At 74.7% G+C, this 19,993-nt stretch carries 13 protein-coding genes; 6 read left to right on the plus strand and 7 right to left on the minus strand.

Translation table 11 applies throughout. The features are described 5' to 3' along the window. Window positions 1-160 precede the first annotated feature (160 nt). A complete protein-coding gene (locus ABZW03_RS18060; RefSeq protein WP_355258662.1) occupies window positions 161-1,849 on the minus strand; it encodes a hypothetical protein in 1,689 nt (562 codons plus the stop codon). Here ABZW03_RS18060 and ABZW03_RS18065 point away from each other — a divergent pair. Further along, window positions 1,841-4,453 (plus strand): FtsX-like permease family protein, encoded by a 2,613-nt coding sequence (locus ABZW03_RS18065; RefSeq protein ID WP_355258665.1) that lies wholly within the window; start codon window positions 1,841-1,843, stop codon window positions 4,451-4,453. The genes ABZW03_RS18060 and ABZW03_RS18065 overlap by 9 nt on opposite strands. A gap of 244 nt (window positions 4,454-4,697) precedes the next feature. Further along, the gene (locus tag ABZW03_RS18070; protein ID WP_355258668.1) at window positions 4,698-5,102 is read left to right on the plus strand and encodes a BlaI/MecI/CopY family transcriptional regulator; all 405 of its coding nucleotides are present in this window, start codon (window positions 4,698-4,700) and stop codon (window positions 5,100-5,102) included. Window positions 5,103-5,274: 172 nt separating this feature from the next. Here the strand turns inward: ABZW03_RS18070 and ABZW03_RS18075 are convergent, their stop codons facing one another. The 3 genes from ABZW03_RS18075 to ABZW03_RS18085 form a co-directional block, all read right to left on the minus strand. Further along, window positions 5,275-6,294, minus strand: a complete 1,020-nt coding sequence (locus tag ABZW03_RS18075) for an acetamidase/formamidase family protein (protein ID WP_355258671.1) — start codon at window positions 6,292-6,294, stop codon at window positions 5,275-5,277. After that, complete coding sequence (locus ABZW03_RS18080; protein WP_355258674.1) at window positions 6,291-7,751, minus strand: APC family permease; 1,461 nt, start codon at window positions 7,749-7,751, stop codon at window positions 6,291-6,293. The genes ABZW03_RS18075 and ABZW03_RS18080 overlap by 4 nt, the downstream gene beginning before the upstream one ends. A gap of 171 nt (window positions 7,752-7,922) precedes the next feature. Next, on the minus strand, window positions 7,923-8,996 hold the full coding sequence (locus ABZW03_RS18085; protein ID WP_355258677.1) for an ABC transporter substrate-binding protein: 1,074 nt from the start codon (window positions 8,994-8,996) through the stop codon (window positions 7,923-7,925). Window positions 8,997-9,051: 55 nt separating this feature from the next. Between ABZW03_RS18085 and ABZW03_RS18090 the strand changes: the two genes are divergently transcribed. After that, window positions 9,052-9,555, plus strand: a complete 504-nt coding sequence (locus ABZW03_RS18090) for a MarR family transcriptional regulator (RefSeq protein WP_355258680.1) — start codon at window positions 9,052-9,054, stop codon at window positions 9,553-9,555. A 165-nt stretch (window positions 9,556-9,720) separates the two neighbouring features. Here the strand turns inward: ABZW03_RS18090 and ABZW03_RS18095 are convergent, their stop codons facing one another. Then, window positions 9,721-10,806: an NlpC/P60 family protein gene (locus ABZW03_RS18095; RefSeq protein WP_355258683.1), complete on the minus strand. Its 1,086-nt coding sequence runs from the start codon at window positions 10,804-10,806 to the stop codon at window positions 9,721-9,723. 477 nt (window positions 10,807-11,283) lie between these two features. Here ABZW03_RS18095 and mutA point away from each other — a divergent pair, with 477 nt between their 5' ends. From mutA to meaB, 3 genes are read left to right on the plus strand one after another with little or no spacing between them, the layout of a single operon-like run. Beyond that, window positions 11,284-13,152, plus strand: a complete 1,869-nt coding sequence (gene mutA, locus ABZW03_RS18100) for a methylmalonyl-CoA mutase small subunit (protein ID WP_355258686.1) — start codon at window positions 11,284-11,286, stop codon at window positions 13,150-13,152. Further along, complete coding sequence (scpA, locus tag ABZW03_RS18105) at window positions 13,149-15,350, plus strand: methylmalonyl-CoA mutase (protein WP_355258689.1); 2,202 nt, start codon at window positions 13,149-13,151, stop codon at window positions 15,348-15,350. The genes mutA and scpA overlap by 4 nt, the downstream gene beginning before the upstream one ends. A gap of 12 nt (window positions 15,351-15,362) precedes the next feature. Next, window positions 15,363-16,355 carry a methylmalonyl Co-A mutase-associated GTPase MeaB gene (gene meaB / locus ABZW03_RS18110; protein WP_355258692.1) on the plus strand — a complete coding sequence of 331 codons (993 nt, stop codon included), beginning with the start codon at window positions 15,363-15,365 and terminating at the stop codon, window positions 16,353-16,355. Window positions 16,356-16,419: 64 nt separating this feature from the next. Here meaB and ABZW03_RS18115 read toward each other — a convergent pair whose 3' ends face one another. Both ABZW03_RS18115 and ABZW03_RS18120 read right to left on the minus strand, forming a co-directional pair. Beyond that, window positions 16,420-16,710 carry a barstar family protein gene (locus ABZW03_RS18115; RefSeq protein WP_355258695.1) on the minus strand — a complete coding sequence of 97 codons (291 nt, stop codon included), beginning with the start codon at window positions 16,708-16,710 and terminating at the stop codon, window positions 16,420-16,422. 4 nt (window positions 16,711-16,714) lie between these two features. Next, window positions 16,715-19,753 (minus strand): polymorphic toxin-type HINT domain-containing protein, encoded by a 3,039-nt coding sequence (locus ABZW03_RS18120; protein ID WP_355258698.1) that lies wholly within the window; start codon window positions 19,751-19,753, stop codon window positions 16,715-16,717. Window positions 19,754-19,993 lie beyond the last annotated feature (240 nt).

The raw sequence follows: 19,993 nt of genomic DNA on the forward strand, positions 1-19,993 counted from the left end.
GCGCTGACCGCGCCCCCCGCGCCCCCCGCCGTCAGACCCGTCGCGCAAAGGGGGGGGGGGGGGCCCGGTCACCACGACCGGGCCGCCCCGTCGTGTCCGCGCCCCGCCGTTTCCGCGCCCCGTCGTGTCCGCGCCCCGCCGGGACGCCTCCGTACCCCCGTCAGGACTCCCCGGCGCGCAGTTCGGTGGCGATCTGCCGCCGCCCGGCGACCAGCGTCTCCAGCACCACCCCGAGGCAGGCCACCAGCGCCAGCCCCGCCGTGGGCAGCAGCACCGGCAGTACCGCCGGGCCCAGGGCCCCGCCGACCTCGGCGCCGACCAGCGTGGAGACGTCGAAGGCCGGCCCGAGCAGGACGGCCGCCGCCGTCGCGACCAGGCCGCCGCCCGCGGCCGCCACCAGGGTCCGCGGCAGCGCCTCGGCGACGATCAGCGCCAGCCCCTGCCGGGGCCGCAGGCCCATGGTGCGCAGCCGGGCCAGGACGGCCGTACGGTCGGGCGCCGCGCGCAGCAGCGTCAGCAGGACCGCGAGGACGGCGAATCCGGCCGTGGCGGGGGCGGCGTACCAGAACAGCCGTCCGGCGGCCTGCTGCAGCGGGTCGTCGGCGAGCTGCGCGGCGTACTCGCGGCTGCTGCCCACCGCGTAGCCGGGCGGCAGTCCGTGGCTGCCCTTGCCGGCCGCCGCGGCCTCGTCCGCGATCACCTTGGCGAGGCCGGTCGGCTCCTCCAGGCCCCGCTCCCGGAGGAGCGACCGGACCCGCCCCGGGTCGAGGCCGTCGCCGACGGCCAGCCACGCGTTCCACCGGCCGAGCTCCGGCAGGCGTTCCACCGCGGGGCCGCTGGGCACCACGACGAACGGCAGTTCCGGCTCCGGCAGCGCCGGGGTCGCGGTGACGATCCCGGCGACGGTGGTGCGCAGGTCGCTCGCGGTGGACAGGTGCACCGTCGGTGGGCCGGCGGAGAGGCGGTCGGCCAGGGCGCGGCTGAACAGCGCGGGCACCGGGGTGTCCGGGCCGCCGGGCGCGCCGGCCAGCTTCGCCGGGTCGAACTCGCCGGCCCCGAGGGTGCGGGCGATCTCGGCGTACGCCGTCGGCTCGGCGACCACCAGGGTCACCTTGGTGTAGCTGTTCGGGGCGGCGCCGACGAACAGGGCCCGCGGGTCCACCCGGACCGCGGTCGCGCCCCGGGCGCCGGGGAGGTCGCCGGCGGCCTTGAGGAACGGTTCCGGCAGGGTCGCGTAGGCCGGGACGGAGACGGCGATGTCGCCGCCGGTCGCGACCCGCGCGGCGGCCAGCCGGCCGCGGTCCACCGAGTCGAGCAGGGTGGCGCCGAAGCCGGTCGCGGTGACGGCGATCAGCAGGGCGAGCAGCGGCAGCACCGAGGGCCGGCGGCGGCCGGAGCCGTCGCGGGAGGAGCGGGCCAGGCCGAGGAAGCCGACCAGTCCGCGGCCGCGGCCGGCGAGCGCGGCCAGCCGGCCGAGCAGCACCGGTTCGATCCGCGCCAGCAGCAGCCCGCCGACGACGGCGAGCAGCAGCGGGGCGGCCACCAGCAGCGGGTCCGTTCCCCGGTCGGGGTGGCCGACGCCGCGCCGGCGGACCTCGGCCACCGCCACGGCGGTGACGGCCAGCAGCGCGAGTTCGCCGATCACCCGGCGCCAGCCGCCGGCCAGCCGGGGGCGGTCCCGGAGCAGGGCGGCGCGGGCGGGGAAGGCGAGCAGCGCGAGCAGGGTCGCGACCAGGCCCGCCGTGACCGCGAGGCCCCAGCGAGGGGTGGGCAGCAGCACCAGGGCGAGCACCGCGCCGAGCGCGGCGGCCGGCAGCACGGTCACCGCGCCCTCGCCGACGTGGTCCACCGCAGCGGGCAGCTGAGCCCGGCCGAACGGGTGGAGCGGGTGGTGGGCGGTGCGGACGCCCTGGTCACCTCGCTCGACCCGGGCCACCCGGTCGAGCAGGCCCCGATCGCCGAGGACGGCGCCTTCTCCGTCCCGCCCCGCCCGGGGGACCAGCCGACGGCCGAGCAGCTGAAGGGCGCGAGCACCGACCCGGTCGCCCTGATCGGCTCGCTGCTGCCGCCCGGCAGCACGCTCACCACGGCCCGGCCCGGGCCGGAGGCCGGCGCGACCTCGCCCGAGGGCCTGGTCCGCGTCCTCACCACCGAGGCCGACCTGGGCGATCCGGTCTGGCGCGGCCGGCTCGACCTGGTCGAGGGCCGCGCGCCGGGCGCCCCGCGCGAAGTGGCCGTCACCCGGGCGTTCCTGGACCGCTCCGGGCTCAGGACCGGCGCCACCACCACCCTCCAGGGCCTGGAGGGCACCAGCTACACCATCACCGGCGTGGTGGAGCACCCGGGCGAGCTGGGCCGGGTCGAACTCGTCGCCCGCCCGGGCGAGTTGATCGACCCGCTGAGCATCGCGCTGGCCGCCGGCGGGCCCGCCGCGGAGAAGCCCGCGGCCACCCGGTCCGGGTGGCTGGTCCGGCTGCCGTCCGGGGCCGCCCTCGACTGGGCCGCGGTCCAGCGGTTCAACGCGCACGGCTACACGCTGACCGCGCGTTCGGTGGCGGTCGCCCCGCCGCCGGAGCGGGCCGTCCCCTACTACCGCGACGCGTACCGCTACAGCGACCCGGCGCCCGCCCGGAACACCAGGATCGTCGTCGCCACCGTGACCGGCATGGCGCTGCTGGAGGTCGCGCTGCTCGCCGGGCCGGCCTTCGCGGTCGGCGCCAGGCGCTCGCGCCGCCAGCTCGCCCTGCTCGGCGCGGCCGGCGGCAGCCGGGCCCACGTCGGTGCGGTGGTGCTCGGCGGCGGGCTGGTGCTCGGCGCGACCGGGGCGCTGGCCGGCGTGGTGCTCGGCACCGCGGCGGTCACCGTGCTGCGGCCGTGGATCGAGCAGATCGGCGGCGTGCGCTTCGGGCACCTCGCGGTGCCCCCGCTGGACCTGCTCGCGATCGCCGGGATCGGCCTGTTCACCGCGCTGCTCGCGGCCGCGCTGCCCGCCCTGCAGGCCGCCCGGCGCAGCGTCACCGCCGGGCTCACCGGCCGGGACACCGTCCGCGGGCCCAGCCGCTGGGTCACCGTCGCCGGTGTGGCGCTGGTCGTCCTAGGCGCCGTGCTCGCGGTGTACGGCGCGAGCGCCGTCCCGCGCGAGGACCAGGGCGTGGGCGGGTACGGCACCCGGGTGCTGACCGTGCTCGGCGGCTCGGTGACCGCCGAACTCGGCCTGCTGCTCTGCACCCCGATGCTGGTCGCCCTGATCGGCCGGGCCGCCGGCCGGCTGCCGCTCGGGCCCCGGCTCGCGCTGCGCGACTCCGCCCGGCACCGCTCGCGCACCGCTCCGGCGGTCGCCGCGGTGATGGCCGCAGTGGCCGGTGCCGTCGCCATCGGGGTCTACACCACCAGCACCGACGCCGAGAACCGGCGCGACTACGAGCCGCAGGCCCCGTACGGCGCCGTCCAGCTCGTCAGCCACCAGGAAGGCCCCCGGCTCGCCGAGGAACGCGCCGAGCTGGAGAAGCAGTTGACCGGGCTCGGCCCGCGCGGCGACCTCGGCCAGGTGGTGTACCGCTTCTGCGACAACTGCCTCAGCGTCGTCCAGCTCAAGGGCCCGGAGCTGCGGCGCGGCCTGGTCGCCCCGCCGCACCTGGCCACCGGCGACGTGAACGTGCTGCACAACCTGTTCGCCGTCCACGACAAGGCCGCCGAGGAGGCGCTCGCCGCCGGGAAGCTGCTGGTCTTCGACCGGACGGTGGTGGGCGCCGACGGCAGGGCCGTGCTGCTGCTGCGCGGCGGCGGCGCCCCGGTGCAGCCGGGCGAGGTGCCCAAGCCCGACCTGCAGGAGGTCCCGGTCGACGTGGTGCTGGTGGACGACCCGGCCGCCGCCAAGTTCGCCCAGGGACTGGTGCTGCCCTCCGCCCTGCCCCGGCTCGGGCTCTCCGTCCAGCCGGCCGGCTCGGTCTGGCTGCCCGCCACCCCGCCCGACCGCAAGGCGCAGCAGCGCGCCGAGGCGGCCGCCGTCCAGCTGGACCGCTTCGCCCGGCTGCAGGTGGAGCGCGGGTACCAGCCGAAGAGCGACGCGCTCACCCTCGCCCTCACCGGCTTCGCCGCGCTGGTCGTGCTCGGCGCGGCCGGGATCGCCACCGGTCTGGCGGCCGCCGACTCCCGGCAGGACCAGGCCACCCTGGCCGCGGTCGGCGCGCCGCCGCGGATCCGGCGGAGCATGGCGGGCCTCCAGTGCACGCTGATCGCCCTGCTGGGCGCGCTGCTCGGGGCGGTGAACGGGTTCGTGCCGGCGGTGGGGCTGCTGAAGTCCCGGGCCAGTGGGTTCGGGGCGAAGCCGGCGCTGATCACCGCGCCCTGGGTCGAGCTGCTGCTGATCGTGCTGGTGCTGCCGGTCGTCGCGGGGCTGCTCGCGGCGCTGTTCACCCGGTCCCGCATCCCGCTCGGGCGGCGGCTGTCCTGAGGGCGGCCGGTTCCCCGTGCTCTCGGCGGGTTCGGACAAGCCGGTGGAACCGGCTCCGGACACGCCTTGAACACGCACCGACCACCGGATGACACCGCTTGGGCACGACCCGGGCACCACCCGGAACACGCCGGGCGTCCACCCCCTTCACCCCGGGGCGGGCGCCCGGCGCTCGCCGTACCATGGGCCGCGTTCCGACGGGCGAAGGGCGCCGGTGGTCGGCTCGGCGAGGGAGAAGAGGGCGGTGCTACGGGGGTTCGGCGACCTGGAGGCCGCGATCATGGACCGGTTCTGGTCCTGGGCCCGGCCCGCCACGGTGCGCGAGGTGGTGGACGACCTCCAGCGGGACCGGGCGGTCGCGTACACCACCGTCACCACGGTCGCGGACATCCTGCACACCAAGGGCTGGCTGCGCCGTGACAAGGTCGGCCGCGCCTGGGTGTACGAGCCGACCTGCACCCGCGAGGAGTACACCGCGCGGCTGATGCACCAGGCGCTGGAGACCAGCCCCGACCGGGCGGGCGCGCTGCTCCGCTTCGTCGACCGGATCAGCGGGGACGAGGCGTCGGCCCTGCTCAGCGCCCTCGAACGGCTGCGGTCCCGGGGCGCCGGGGCCGCACCCCGCGGGCCCGCCGGCGACCGGTGGTGACCGGGGCGACGGGCCCGGGGTGGGGGCCGGTGGAGATTTGCCGGGACCTTGACCTGCGCGTTTGAACCTGGGCGTTCGAACCTGCGTGTTTGAACCCGCGTGCCCGGCCCGCGTGCCCGGCTCGCGTGCCCGACCCGTGTGCCCCGACCCCGCGTGCCCGGCCCGGCGCCGCCTACCGGTGCCGCAGGTACGCCGCCGCGGCCGCGCGCAGCCGGTCGTGCAGCCCGTCGTAGGCGCGGGCCCGGCCGAGCAGGTTCTTCGGCAGCTTGGCGACCATCGTGTAGTTGGTGTCGCAGACGTTCGCCGCCGGCGCCAGCCCGGCCTGGCTGACCAGCTGGTAGGCGTCGAGCTGGTCCAGGCCGAGCAGTTCGCCGGTCCAGCCGACCAGGTCGTGCTGGCTGATCCGGAACGCGTCCTCCAGCGGCCGGGCCGAGCCGGTGCTGATCAGGAAGTCGTCGCTCTCCAGCCGGGGCCAGGCCGGGCCGCCGCCCTTGACCAGGTCGACGATCACGGTGGTGCGCATCGCCGCCTCCACCGCCGTACCGCACACCTCGCCCTCGCCCTGGCGGGCGTGGCCGTCGCCGACGGCGAGCAGGCCGCCCTCCACGTTGACCCGGAAGTAGGCGGTGGTGCCGGCCCGCAGCTCCGGGGTGTCCATGTTCCCGCCGTGCGCGCCCGGGGTGATCGAGGCCAGCACCTCGCCGGCCGCCGGGGCGACGCCGACCGTGCCGTGCATCGGGTCGAGCGGCAGGTCCACCGTGAACTCGCCGGTGCGGGCCCGGAACCGGCAGAGCCCCGCCTTGACGTCCAGGTCGTAGACCCAGACCCGCTCCTCCAGCGCCGGGTGCAGCATCGCGGTGCTGTGGGTCGCGGTCAGCGCGCCGAAGTGCGGGAAGGTGCTGGAGATGCCGTGGTCCCGGGCCGGGGTGATCTCCACGAAGTGCACCGCGAGGACGTCCCCGGGCTCGGCGCCCGCCACCGCGATCGGGCCGGTGACCGGGTTGAGGTAGGGGAAGACGCGCACCTGGCTCGGCAGGTCACCGGTGCCGCGCACCTTGCCGCCGAAGCAGTCCTCGGTGGTCAGCTCGACGACGGTGCCGGGGCGGACGGTGACCAGCGGGGCGCGGCCGCCGAAGGTGTAGGCGTAGTCCTCCGGGGCGGGGAACAGCTGGACGGTCTCGGGCAGGCTCACTGCTGGTTCTCCTTGGTCGTGGTGGCGGCCTTCGTGGCGGCCTCGGCGGCGGACCCGTCCTCTGTGGCGGACCCGTCCTCGGCGACGGCCAGTCGGGGCTTGCGCCCGGTCGCCATCAGCCCGGCGAGCACGATTCCGCCGACGAGCAGCCAGACGAAGCCGAGCCGCTGGGCCGCGATGTCGGCGTTGACCACCACGTACCCCAGGATCGCGAAGCCGAGCACCGGGGCGATCAGGTGCCGCCAGTAGTCCCTGCTGCGCCGGCGGATCAGGTAGTGGACGACCACGGCGACGTGCAGGACCAGGAAGGTGGTCAGCGCACCGAAGTTGACCAGGGTGCTCAGCAGGGTGATGCCGTCGTCGCGGGACGCCGTGTAGAGGCCGAGCACCAGCGAGACCCCGGCGGTCAGCAGGGTCGCGTTGACCGGCACCCGGCGGGTGGGGTGGATCCGGGCCAGGAAGGAGGGCAGTTGGCGGTCCCGGGCCATCGCGTACAGCAGCCGGGAGGTGGCCGCCTGGGCGACCAGCGAGTTGGCGAAGCCCCAGGCCACGGCGGTGGAGGCGGCGGTCAGGGTGGCGAGCCAGCCGCCGGCGGCGGTGCGGGCCGCGTCGTAGAAGGCGGTGCCGTTCGGGTCGCCGTCCCGGATCAGCGCGTCGGGGTCGGCGACCAGCAGCGAGGCGACCCAGGTCTGCACGACGAACAGGGTGCCCGCGAGCAGCAGCGCGGCGACCATCGAGCGGCCGATGGCCTTGGTGGAGTCCCGGTTCTCCTCCGAGAGGGTGGAGATGCCGTCGAAGCCCAGGAAGCTCAGCACCGCGATCGAGACCGCCCCGAAGGCCAGGCTCCACGAGAAGGTGTGCGGGTTGTACAGCGGGGTGAAGTCGAAGCCGCGGCCCTTGCCGTCGGCCAGGGCGATGACGCCGATCACCACGAACACGGCCAGCACGACGAGTTCGCCGATCAGCATCGCCTTGTTGACCCGGTTGGTGGTCTCGATGCCGAGGTAGTTGACCACGGTGTTGAGCAGCACGAAGCCGATCAGCCAGAGCCAGACCGGGACGGACGGCACCAGCGAGTTCATCGCCACGCCGGCGATCAGGTAGAGCAGTCCGGGCACCAGCACGTAGTCGAGCAGGATCATCCAGCCGGACAGGAAGCCCACCGGGGCGGCGATGCCGCGGCCCGCGTAGGTGTAGACCGAGCCGGCCATCGGGAAGGCGCGGGACATCTGGGCGTAGGACAGCGCGGTGAACATCATCGCCACCATGCCGAGGAGGTAGGCCAGGGCGACCATGCCGCCGGAGCCCTGGAAGACGCCGCCGAAGATGCCGAACGGTGCGATCGGCACCATGAACACCAGCCCGTAGACGAGCAGGTCGGTGAAGCCGAGCGAGCGGCGCAGTTCCTGCTGGTAGCCGTAGCTCTCGATGCCTTGGGGCGCGGGTGTGTCGGCCATGGTGCTCTCTCTCCGTGACGACCCTGCGGGTGTGTGGGGAGACTGTAGAGGCAACTATTTCCAGATGGAAGGGTTTCGTCCGGACATTCCGGTGGGCGAGAACGGGGCTACGGCGGGACGGGGCCACGGCGGGACGGGCCTTCCGCGGGACGGGCCTACGGCAGCCCGGGCCTACGGCAGCACGGCGAAGCCGAGGCCCTCGGCCCGGGCCAGGTGGATCGGCGCCCGGCCCGTGCCCTCGCGGTGCCGCAGCCGCCCGGCGGCCGCCAGCAGGCCGTCCGGGGCCAGGGCCCGCCGGGCCGCCAGGTCGGCGAGCAGGCGCAGGCCCTCGTACAGGCCCACCGCGTAGGCGTCCAGGACCGGCGCCCACGGGCCGCACAGCGCCCGGTGCCGCTCGGCGAGGCGCTGCCGGCCCTCCTCGGCCAGCGTCGCGAAGGAGGGCATCGCGGCGTACAGCGTCCCGGTGTCGTCGCCGCCGAGCGCGAGCAGGCCGTTCTCCTCCAGCGCGCCGGAGAGCCGCACCAGCGTGCGGTCCAGTCCGCTGCGCCGCAGCGCCCGGTTGAAGTGCACCAGGTCGCGCCCGATCAGGCTGAGCAGCAGGGCGTCCGCGCGGGCGGCGCGCAGCGCGTCCAGCAGCGGTTCGAGCGCCTCCTCGACCGCCCCGAACGGGACCCTCCGCTCCAGCACCACCCGGGCGCCGGCCCGCGCCGCGAGCTCCTCGGCGGCCCGGTGGACGGAGCGCGGCCAGATGTAGTCGTTGCCGACCAGAGCCCATCGGCGGATGCGGTGACGATTCGTCAGTTCCCGTACCGCCCCACCGAGTTGGCGGGACGGGTCGATGCCGGTGCAGAGCACGCCGGGCAGCCGGGGACCGCCCTCGTGCGGCGGGGTGAAGACGTACGCGACGCGGCCCGCGGCGACGGCCTCCACCGCCCGGTGCACATCGCTGGTGTGGCACCCGGCGAGCGCGTCCAGCGCCCCGGCGTCCAGCAGCCGCCGCACCTCCCCGGCGACCGGGCCCGGCGCGCCGCCGCCGTCCACCAGCACCAGCTCCAGCGGGCGGCCGAGGACCCCGCCGCCCGCGTTGACCTCGTGCGCGGCGAGCAGCGCGCCGTCCAGCGCGGACGGGCCGGTGAGCCCGAGCGGGCCGGACTGCGGCACGACGAGGCCCACCCGAAACGCCGCTTCCTCCCGGGCCGAGTGCAGCGCGTCGAGCGGATCGATCAACCTGACCTCGACGCTCACGGTGCGAGTATCGTCGTACCGCCGATATCGGGGAAGGCCGGAAGGGGAGCGACCGATGACCGCAGCTGGTGCCGCACCGGGGGTCGACGGCCGTCCCGGCGATCCCGCCGGCCGGGCCGCGGACCGGCCCGCCAGAGACCCGGCCGACCGTCCGGCCGCTCCGGAGCCGCTGCTGGTCGAGCTGGTCACGCTGGCCCACCGCAGGATCTCCGGCGGCCTCGCCGCCGCCCTGGCCGAGGAGGACTGCACCGTCGACCAGTGGCGGCTGCTGCGCGTCCTCGCGGACGGCCGGGGGCACCCGATGGGCGAGCTGGCCCAGGCCCTGCTGATCCCGCAGGCGAGCCTGAGCCGGCTGGTGGACTCGCTGGCCGACTCCGGCTGGGTCTACCGGCGCCAGGACGACCAGGACCGCCGCCGGATCACCGCCCACCTCTCCCGCCAGGGCCGCACCCGGCTGACCCGCCTGGACGCCCTCGCCGCCGCCCACGACGCCGCCGTCCGCCGGGCCTGCGGCCTCACCGACCCGGCGCACCTGCTGCGGCGGCTCGCCGCGCTCTGACGGCCCGCCCGTCGCGCCGCGGTCCCGGAACGACGGCAGGCCCGGAACGACCGCGGCCCCGGAACGACCGCGGCCCGGGAACGACCGCGGCCCGCCCCCGCCGAAGCGGGAGCGGGCCGAAGCGGCAGCGGGCCGAAGCGGCAGCGGGCCGGTCCGGGCGCGCGGTCAGGCCGGGCGGACGGCGCCCATGTAGGGCATCGCGGAGATCGGCAGGACCTCGATGTTCTTGCCCGTGCGCGGGGCGTGGATCATCTTGCCGTCGCCGATGTACAGCCCGACGTGGTGCAGGTCGTTGTAGAAGAAGACCAGGTCACCGGGCTGGAGGTTGGCGCGGTCGATGTGCGGGCCGTCCTTCCACTGCTCCTCGGACGTCCGGGAGATGGTGACGCCCGCCGCGCGGTAGGCCTGGCTGGTGAGGCCGGAGCAGTCGAAGCTGGCGGGGCCGTTCTTGCCCCAGCCGTACGGCTTGCCGAGCTGGGCCTGGGCGAACGCGATGATGGTGCCGGCCCGGCCGCCGGCCGAGGGCACGGGGGCGTTCATGTCCGGGCGGTCGGCGGAGCGGGAGGCGCGGTCCTTGGCGGCCGCGGCGGCGGCCTGCTGGGCCTCGGCCTTGGCCTTCTCGGCGCTCTGCTGGGCGTTGATCTTGGCCCGGTCCTCGGCGCTGAGCTTGTTCAGCATCTCCTGGGCCTGGGCCAGCTTGGTCTGGATGTCCTTCTTCTGCTCCGCCAGCTGGGTGCCCACCGAGTCGAGCGCGGCCAGGGTGGCGGTGGCCTCGGCGCGGTCCTGGTCGAGCTTGCGCTGCTCGTCCTGGGCCTGCTTGAGCAGGTTCGCCTGGGAGTCGGAGACCTGGTTCTGCACCGCGGCGCGCTCCAGGTAGGCGGACGGGTCGGAGTCGAGCATCAGCTGGACCGACGGGTCTATGCCGTTGGTGCGGTACTGGTCGGCGGCGACGGCGCCGAGCCGGGTCCGCAGCTCGTTCATCGCCTCCTGGCCGCGCGCGACCTTCTCCTGGATCTGGTTGGCCTCGCCCTGCAGCTTCTGCTGCTTCGCCTGGAAGCCGTTGTGCTTCTCGATCGCCTGCTCGGCCTCCTCGTTGAGCTGGTCGACCTGCTCCTTGACGGAGGCGAGGCTCGGGGAGGGCTCGGCGTGGGCGGTACCGGAGGCGAGGACCGCGCCGCCGGCTGCCATGGCCGTGGTGAGGACCGCCATACGGGCCCGGCTCGGGGGGCTCGGCTTGCGACGCTTTCCCATGGCGGTCGCTCTCCTTCGGGGGAATCTGGGGACGCGGTACCGGACGGCGTCGGGGGACGGCTCGACCGGGGGCCGGGGACGGCGAAGGCGGGCAGGGCGAGCAACGGGGGGGTGCTGCCCCGCCCACCTTCTTCGAAGTAACTTAATAGATGAGGGGCCGGGTTCCGCAATCCCCCTGATCATGACGTTTTGACGGCATGACGGGACATCGATCGCGTTCCGTGCCATCGGGGTTGACCTCGGACACCGCCCGCCGCCGCCGGCGGCCGCGACCACCGCGCCCCGCGCCTCCGACCACCCGTCACGGCACCCCCTCCGGCACCCCGTCACGGCACCCCTCCGGCACCCCGTGCCGGCCACCCCGGCACCCGGTGGCACTCCCCGCCCCGCGGAGTGCTCGACATCAGCCCGGATCGAGGGAAAGGTCACACGGAATCCCCCTCCTGCGGCCCTGCGAACGGGCGCTAACCTGCGCACATGAAGGTCCCGCCCGAAGGTCTCCCCCTCGCCGCCGAGTTCCCGGCCGCGCACCGTGAGCAGTGGCAGCAGCTCGTCCAGGGCGTGCTGCGCAAGTCCGGTGCCCAGCCCGAGGACGGCCCCGCCGCCGAGCAGGCGCTCACCACCCGGCTCCAGGACGGGCTGAGCGCCCGCCCGCTGTACACCGCCGAGGACACCGCCGCCGACCCGGGCTACCCGGGCTTCCCGCCCTTCGTGCGCGGCGGCCGCCCGCAGGGCTCCGCCGTGGCCGGGTGGGACGTCCGCCAGCGGCACGCCGACCCGGACCGCCGCCGCACCAACGAGGCCGTGCTGGCCGACCTGGAGCACGGCGTGAGCTCGCTCTGGCTGGAGCTGGGCGGTGCGGGCCTCCCGGTGGCCGCCCTGCCCGAGGCGCTGGCCGGGGTGTACCTGGACCTGGCCGCCGTGGCGCTCGACGCCGGACCCGAATTCACCGCCGCCGCCGAGCAGTTGTTCACGCTGTACGAGGAGCGCGAGGTCTCCCCCGGCGCCGCCGCCGGCAACCTCGGCGCCGACCCGCTCGGCCTCCAGGCCCGGACCGGCGAGAACGGCCGCACCGAGGCACTGCTCGCCGAGGCCACCGCGCTGGCCGCCCGCTGCGCCGCCGGGTACCCGGGCCTGCGGGCGCTCACGGTGGACGCCCTGCCGTACCACGAGGCGGGCGCCTCCCCCGCCCAGGAGCTGGGCTGCTCGCTGGCCGCCGGCGTCGCCTACCTGCGCGCGCTGACCGCCGCCGGGCTCTCGGTGGACGAGGCGCTCGGCCAGCTGGAGTTCCGGTACGCCGCGGACGCCGACCAGTTCCTCACCATCGCCAAGTTCCGTGCCGCGCGCCGCCTCTGGGCCCGGGTCGCCGAGGTCTCCGGCGCCGGGGCCGCCGCCTCGGCGCAGCGCCAGCACGCCGTCACCTCCCGGGTGATGATGACCGCCCGCGACCCGTGGGTGAACATGCTGCGCACCACCGTCGCCTGCCTGGCCGCGGGCGTCGGCGGCGCCGACTCCGTCACCGTGCTGCCCTTCGACAGCGCCCTCGGCCTGCCGGACGCCTTCGCCCGCCGGATCGCCCGCAACACCCAGGCGATCCTGCTGGAGGAGTCCCACCTGGCCCGGGTGGTCGACCCGGCCGGCGGCTCCTGGTACGTCGAGCAGCTGGGCGAGGAGCTGGCCCGCGCCGCCTGGGACTGGTTCCAGGAGATCGAGCGGGCCGGCGGCCTGCGCGCCGCGCTCTGCGCCGGGCTGGTCGGGGAGCGGATCGCCGCGACCTGGGCCGAGCGCTCGGTGAGGCTCGCCAAGCGGCGGGAACCCGTCACCGGCGTCAGCGAGTTCCCGCACCTGGACGAGCAGCCGCTGGTCCGCGAACCGGCCCCGGCCGCACCCGGCGGCGGGCTGCCGCGGGTCCGCCGCGCCGAGGCGTACGAGGCGCTGCGGGACCGCTCGGACGCCCACCTCGCCGCGCACGGCGCCCGCCCGGCCCTCTTCCTCGCCTCGATCGGCACCGCCTCCGCGCACACCGCGCGCACCACCTTCGCCGCCAACCTGTTCCAGGCCGGCGGCATCGCGACGGTCGCGGCCGAGGGCGTCGACCCGGCGGCCTTCGCCGAGGCCTTCCGGGCCTCCGGCGCGACCGTCGCCTGCCTCTGCTCCAGCGACGCGCTGTACGCCGAGCACGCCGCGCCGGTCGCCGAAGCCCTCCGGGCGGCCGGCGCCGAACGGGTGCTGCTGGCCGGCCGGCTCGGCGAACTCCCCGCCGGAGTCGACGAGTTCATCTTCGCGGGCGGCGACGCGGTCGCCGTCCTGACCTCCCTGCTGGACCAGATCGGAGCCGCTCGATGATCCCCGACTTCACCGGAATCGGGCTGGACGGCGGCGCCGCCGGCGTCACGGACGACCAGTGGCGGGCCGCCTGGCGCCGGTCCACCGGCAAGGACGTCGACGAGCTGCTCTGGGACACCCCCGAGGGCATCGCCGTCAAGCCGCTGTACACCGGGGCCGACCTGGCCGGGCTGGACTTCCTGGAGACCTACCCGGGCGTCGCCCCGTACCTGCGCGGGCCGTACCCGACCATGTACGTCAACCAGCCCTGGACGGTGCGCCAGTACGCGGGCTTCTCCACCGCCGAGGAGTCCAACGCCTTCTACCGCCGCAACCTCGCGGCCGGCCAGAAGGGCCTGTCGGTCGCCTTCGACCTGCCGACCCACCGCGGCTACGACAGCGACCACCCGCGCGTCACCGGCGACGTCGGCATGGCGGGCGTGGCGATCGACTCGATCTACGACATGCGCCAGCTGTTCGACGGCATCCCGCTGGACAGGATGTCGGTGTCGATGACCATGAACGGCGCCGTGCTGCCCGTCCTCGCGCTGTACATCGTCGCGGCCGAGGAGCAGGGCGTACCGCCGGAGAAGCTCGCCGGGACCATCCAGAACGACATCCTCAAGGAGTTCATGGTCCGCAACACCTACATCTACCCGCCGCAGCCGTCGATGCGGATCATCTCGGACATCTTCGCGTACACCTCGCAGAAGATGCCCCGGTACAACTCGATCTCCATCTCCGGCTACCACATCCAGGAGGCGGGTGCGACGGCCGACCTGGAGCTGGCCTACACCCTGGCCGACGGGGTGGAGTACCTGCGCGCGGGCCTGGACGTGGGGCTGGACGTGGACGCCTTCGCGCCGCGGCTGTCGTTCTTCTGGGCGATCGGCATGAACTTCTTCATGGAGGTCGCCAAGCTGCGCGCGGCCCGGCTGCTGTGGGCCAAGCTGGTCAAGCAGTTCGACCCGAAGAACCCCAAGTCCCTCTCGCTGCGCACCCATTCGCAGACCTCGGGCTGGTCGCTCACCGCCCAGGACGTGTTCAACAACGTCACCCGCACCTGCGTGGAGGCGATGGCGGCGACCCAGGGTCACACCCAGTCGCTGCACACCAACGCGCTGGACGAGGCGCTCGCCCTGCCCACCGACTTCTCCGCCCGCATCGCCCGCAACACCCAGCTGCTGCTCCAGCAGGAGTCGGGCACCTGCCGGGTGATCGACCCGTGGGGCGGCTCCGCGTACGTCGAGCGGCTGACCCACGACCTCGCGGCCCGGGCCTGGGAGCACATCCAGGAGGTCGAGGCGGCCGGCGGCATGGCCAAGGCCATCGACGCGGGCATCCCCAAGCTGCGCGTCGAGGAGGCCGCCGCCCGCACCCAGGCGCGGATCGACTCCGGCCGCCAGCCGGTGATCGGCGTCAACAAGTACCGGGTGGAGAACGACGAGCAGATCGACGTGCTCAAGGTCGACAACTCCTCGGTGCGGGCGCGGCAGATCGAGAAGCTGCGCCGGCTGCGCGAGGAGCGCGACGAGGCCGTCTGCCAGGACGCCCTGCGCGCCCTGACCGCGGCCGCCGAGGCCGGCCCGCAGCGCGGCGGCTCGCTGGACGGCAACCTGCTGCACCTGGCCGTCAACGCGGCCCGGGCCAAGGCCACCGTCGGCGAGATCTCGGACGCCCTGGAGAAGGTGTACGGCCGCCACTCCGGCCAGATCCGTACCATCTCGGGTGTGTACCGAGACGAAGCGGGCCCGTCGGCCTCCCTCCAGCGCACCCGCGACCTGGTCGAGCGGTTCGAGCGGGCCGAGGGCCGCCGTCCGCGCATCCTGGTCGCCAAGATGGGCCAGGACGGCCACGACCGCGGCCAGAAGGTGATCGCCACCGCCTTCGCCGACCTCGGCTTCACCGTCGACGTCGGCCCGCTGTTCCAGACCCCGGCCGAGGTCGCCCGGCAGGCCGTCGAGGCGGACGTCCACATCGTCGGCGTCTCCTCGCTGGCCGCCGGACACCTGACGCTGGTGCCCGCGCTGCGCGCCGAACTCGCCGCGGCGGGCCGGGAGGACATCACCATCGTGGTCGGCGGCGTCATCCCGCCGCAGGACTTCGACGCCCTGTACGAGGCGGGCGCGGCCGCGGTCTTCCCGCCCGGCACGGTCATTCCGGACGCGGCGTACGACCTGCTGAAGTCCCTGGCGGCCGACCTCGGCCACGAGCTGTGACCGCCTGATCGCATGCCTCCGCGGACGATCGACCTCGACAGCTATGTGACGGGTGTGCTCGACGGCTCGCGCGCCTGGATCGCGCGCGCCGTCACCCTCGTCGAGTCCACCCGGCCCGACCACCGCGCGCTCGCGCAGCAGCTGCTCCAGCGGCTGCTGCCGCACGCGGGCGGCGCGGTCCGGGTGGGCATCACGGGTGTGCCCGGTGTCGGCAAGTCGACTTTCATCGACTCCTTCGGCACCATGCTCACCGGCCAGGGCCACCGGGTCGCGGTCCTGGCCGTCGACCCGACCTCCAGCCGGACCGGCGGCTCCATCCTGGGCGACAAGACCCGGATGGAGCGCCTCGCCGTCGACCCCGCCGCCTTCGTCCGGCCGTCCCCGACCTCGGGGACGCTGGGCGGGGTCGCCAAGGCCACCCGGGAGTCCATGGTGGTGATGGAGGCGGCCGGGTACGACGTCGTCCTCATCGAGACGGTCGGCGTCGGCCAGTCCGAGACGGCGGTGGCGGGGATGGTCGACACCTTCCTCCTGCTCAGCCTGGCCCGGACCGGCGACCAGCTGCAGGGCATCAAGAAGGGCGTGCTGGAGCTCGCGGACGTCATCGCCGTCAACAAGGCCGACGGCCCGCACGAGACCGACGCGAAGGCGGCGGCCCGCGAACTCGCGGGCGCGCTGCGGCTGTTGCAGCCCCCGGACGCCGCCTGGACTCCCCCGGTGCTCACCTGCAGCGGCCGCGACGGGGCCGGCCTGGACGCGCTGTGGGAGCGCCTCCAGCAGCACCGCAAGGTCCTCGACGCCACCGGCGCCCTGGCCGCCAAGCGCCGCGAGCAGCAGGTCGAGTGGACCTGGGCGATGGTCCACGACCAGTTGTACGCCCGCCTCCACGAGCATCCCGAAGTACGGCGCATCAGCCAGGAGTTGGAGACTCAGGTGCGCACCGGCACGCTTCCGGCCGGATCGGCCGCCCAGCAGATCCTGGACGCCTTCTTCGGCGCCTCCTGACCCGGCGAACGACCTGGGCCCCGCTGAACCTCTCCGGTTCAGCGGGGCCCTGCCGTCGACCGGGTCAGCCCAGCCGAACGGTCAACCGCTCCTCCTCGGGGCGCCCTTCGTCCCTCTCGGCGGCCTCGATGAGGACCTGGACGATCCGCTCGAACACCTCGGCCCCCAAGCGCTCGCGGCTGACCGCGGAGTCCTCCCAGACGATCTCGACCGGCCGCTCGACATCGGTGGTCAGCCGGTCCCACAGGGCGCCGGCGTTCCGCCCGTAGTACGGGCCGAAGTCCAGCGGCCCCGCGAGCGCGTCGTGGAAGTCCGCCACGGTCCGGATCCGCGATCCGTCGATGGTGACCCTCATGTCCCTACTTCCAGTTCGGCAGCTGATAGGCGTGGTCGTAGTGGTCGCCGGTGACGTACATCAGACCATCAGTCGACCACAGGAGACGCCAGCCTGCTTGCTTGCTCCTCTTCATCATCGGGTTGACGCCGATGTCCGCTTCGTACCAGACGCGCCCGGGTGCCTCGGGCAGGAGCCTGATCCCGGTCACGTCGTTCGGGTCGTTCCGGTAGACGTCACCGCCGATCTGGCCGCCGGGGACGCTGTTGCCCAGGGCCTTGCCCTCCTGCCACCCGCGGAGCCTGGCCTGGTCCTTCGTGAGGTACTCCGGCGGCAGACCGCCCGTGTTCTTGAGGCTCTCGATCAAGGGCTGCGCGGCCTCGGCGGCGGCGTACTGGTTCGCCAGTTGGATGCAGGTCGTGTTGTGGACCAGCGCCGTCGTGTCCCCGGCCAGCACGTAGTACGTGTGGAGGTCGCGGACCGAGAGGTTGTACGCGGCCTCCAGCCCCGTGCGGTGCCGGCCGGCGGTGACGGTCACCCGGCCGGCCGTGTCGGTCCGCAGGGTGTCCCCCGCGACCAGGTCGGCGGCGGCCACCCACGCCCGGCGGTTCTCCGACCAGAACGGGTGGTGCGCGGTGGCCGTGACGGTTCCGGTCCTGCCCGCCGCGTCGGTCGTGACCAGGTCGACGAACTCGCGGTCGTCGGGGGTGTAGATGGTGGAGTCGACCGGCCGGGCGCCGGTGGTGCCGGTCTCCGGATCGGTGGCCAGGACCTGGTCGCCGTACCGCACCTGCTCGATCGGCCGGCGGCTTCCGTCGGCCATCAGCACCTTGGTGCCGGCCGGGAAGCTGTTGGTGCCCAGGCAGATGCCCGCCCTGGAGAACGCGTCCTCCAGGAAGGGGGTGATCTTGTTGCCGACGAACGGGAGCTGACGGGTGAGATCGAGAAGCTTGGTCGCGGGCTCGGAGAGCACGCCCCGCGGATCCCGGTTGCAGGCAGGAATCTTGTCGATGGCGTCGCCGCGGACGATCCCACCCGCGCAGGCGCCCGCCTGCGAGGCCAGCTCGGGGACCGTGTCGAAGAGCACGGTGCCCAGCAACGACTTGGCCGAGCTGTAGATGGAGTGCAGTCGCTCGTAGGCGGCACTGTAGAGGCTGATCAGTTCGGTGACGCCGCCGACGAAGAACTCGATGGACTTGTCGATGGTCCACAGCACCGGCGCCGGTACGAACGGCATGAAGGGACGGAAGTCGAACGGGCCTCCGATCGGGTCGTACCCGCGGCCGCCACCGCCTCCCTTCTTGTCCTCCTCCTCGATCTTCTTGCGCTGGTCCTCGATCGCCTGTTCCTTGGCCAACTCCCGCTTGGCCCAGATGACCTGGTCTTCCAGCTTCAGTTCCAGCGCCAGCGCCTCGGCCTTGCGCTCCTCGATGTCCTTGATCGCAGCGGTGTCGAAGGCCGCTGCGGCCGCGGCCGCAGCGGTCTGGGCGTCCTTCCCGGCCGCCACGGCGGAGGCGCGCGCCGCGTTGGCGGCGCTGAAGGCGATGTTCGCCGAACTCCGGGCCTCGACCTCGGAGTACCGGGCCCGCTGGACGGAGTAGCGGGACTCGGCGTAGGCGCGGTTGGCGGTGTCCTTGGCCGCGTTGGCGTTCTTGGACGCGGTGGCCGCGCGCGCGGCGCTGCCCTCGGCCTGCTTGGCGCGCTCCTGGGCCTGGGCGGCGTAGCCGGCCGCCTTGGTGGCGGCCGCCTGGGCCTGGCCCGCGGCCGCATCGGCCTCGGTCTGCGCGTTGTTGGCGACGGCGGCGGCCTGGGCGGCCTCCGCCGCGGCCTGCTGGGCGTACGCGACGTTGGCCGCGCCCTCGGCGATCAGGCGCTCGATGTCGGCCTGGTGGGCACCGGTCAGCTCGTCCTTGCGCTGGGCCATGTACTGCCCGCTCTCGACGAACCCCCGCAGCATCTCCGGCGTTCCCTCGAGCGCGATGCGGGCGGCGGCGTCCAGTTCGGGCCCGGCACCGTTGCGCAGTTGGGCCGCGCGGACCTTGTCGTCGCCGACCTGGGCGTTGTAACGCCCGGAGCCGAGGTACTCGCGCAGCGCGTCGACGGTGCCCGCGTTCAGGGCCGCCTGGGCGGCGGCCTTGACGCCGGGGCCGGCGCCGTTGGAGGTCTGGGCGATGGCGACCTGGTAGTCCTTGGCCGCCGCGTCGTACTGACCGGTGGTCAGGAAGGCACTGGCGGCCTGAGCGTCACCGTTGAGGGTCCGGACGGCGGCCGCCCGCACGCCGGGCATCTCGGACTGCGTGGCGAGTTCGGCGACCCGTGCCCGCTCGTCCGCCTGGACGGCCTTGGTGCGCCCGGTGCGGATGTAGTCCAGCACCGCGGCGTCGGTGCCCGAGAGCGCGATCCGGGCCGCCGCCTGGTCGTAGGGGCCGGAGATCTGCACCGACAACAGGGCCAGCTTGCGGCCGTCGGTGACCAGCCGTGCGGTGTCGGCGTCCGGCTTGAGGACGGCCTGGGCCAGCCGGTCGGCCTCGTCCTGGTAGCGGCGGGCCTTCTGGACAGCCTCGCCGGTCTGTTGGGCGGAGTCGTCGTAGGCCGCGCGGGCGTCGGCCGCCTTGTCGACGGCGTCCGCGGTGCGGGCGGTGAGGTCCTCGGCCTCCGTGCGCTGGGCCAGGTCGCGCACCTGGTTGGCCTTCTCGACCGCGGCCTGCGCCTCGTTGGCCAGGATCTGCGCCTGCTCGGCGTGGGCCTTGGAGTTCGCGGCGGCGGTGGCGGCCTCGCCGGCGTGCTGGGCGGCCTCCTCAGCGGCCGCGGCGGCGGCCTTGGCGTGGTCCCCGGCACTCGCCGCCAGGGTCCTGGCCTCGGTGGCGAACGCCCCGGCGGCCTCCAGCAGACCCGCGGCGGCCTTGGCCGCGCGGCTCGCCTCCTGGGCATGGCGCTGGGTGGAGGCCGCGGCCTGCCGGACCCGGGCGGACTGGGCGCCCGCCTGGTCGGCGAAACCGCCGGCCTTGACGGCGGAGTTCGCCGCCTCGTTGGCGTCGGCACCGGCGGCGGCCGCCGAGGTCATCGCGACCTTGCTCGAATCGGCGGCGAGCAGCGCGTCGTCCAGCGCACGGGCGGCGGTCAGGGCGTTCTCCCCGGCCTGCTTCGCCAGGACCGCGTCCCGGGAGGCCTCGCCCGCCTTGGCGCGGTCGTAGGCGGCGGCCGCCGCCGTTGTTGTTCTGAAACAACGACCCCAACCCCGGAGTGGGTTGGTGCGGTTGACAGTTTCATAGTGTTTCGGTGGTCATAGCGTGAGGGAAACGCC

This window comes from Kitasatospora sp. NPDC004799 (assembly GCF_040609095.1).
Classification (GTDB): Bacteria; Actinomycetota; Actinomycetes; order Streptomycetales; family Streptomycetaceae; genus Kitasatospora.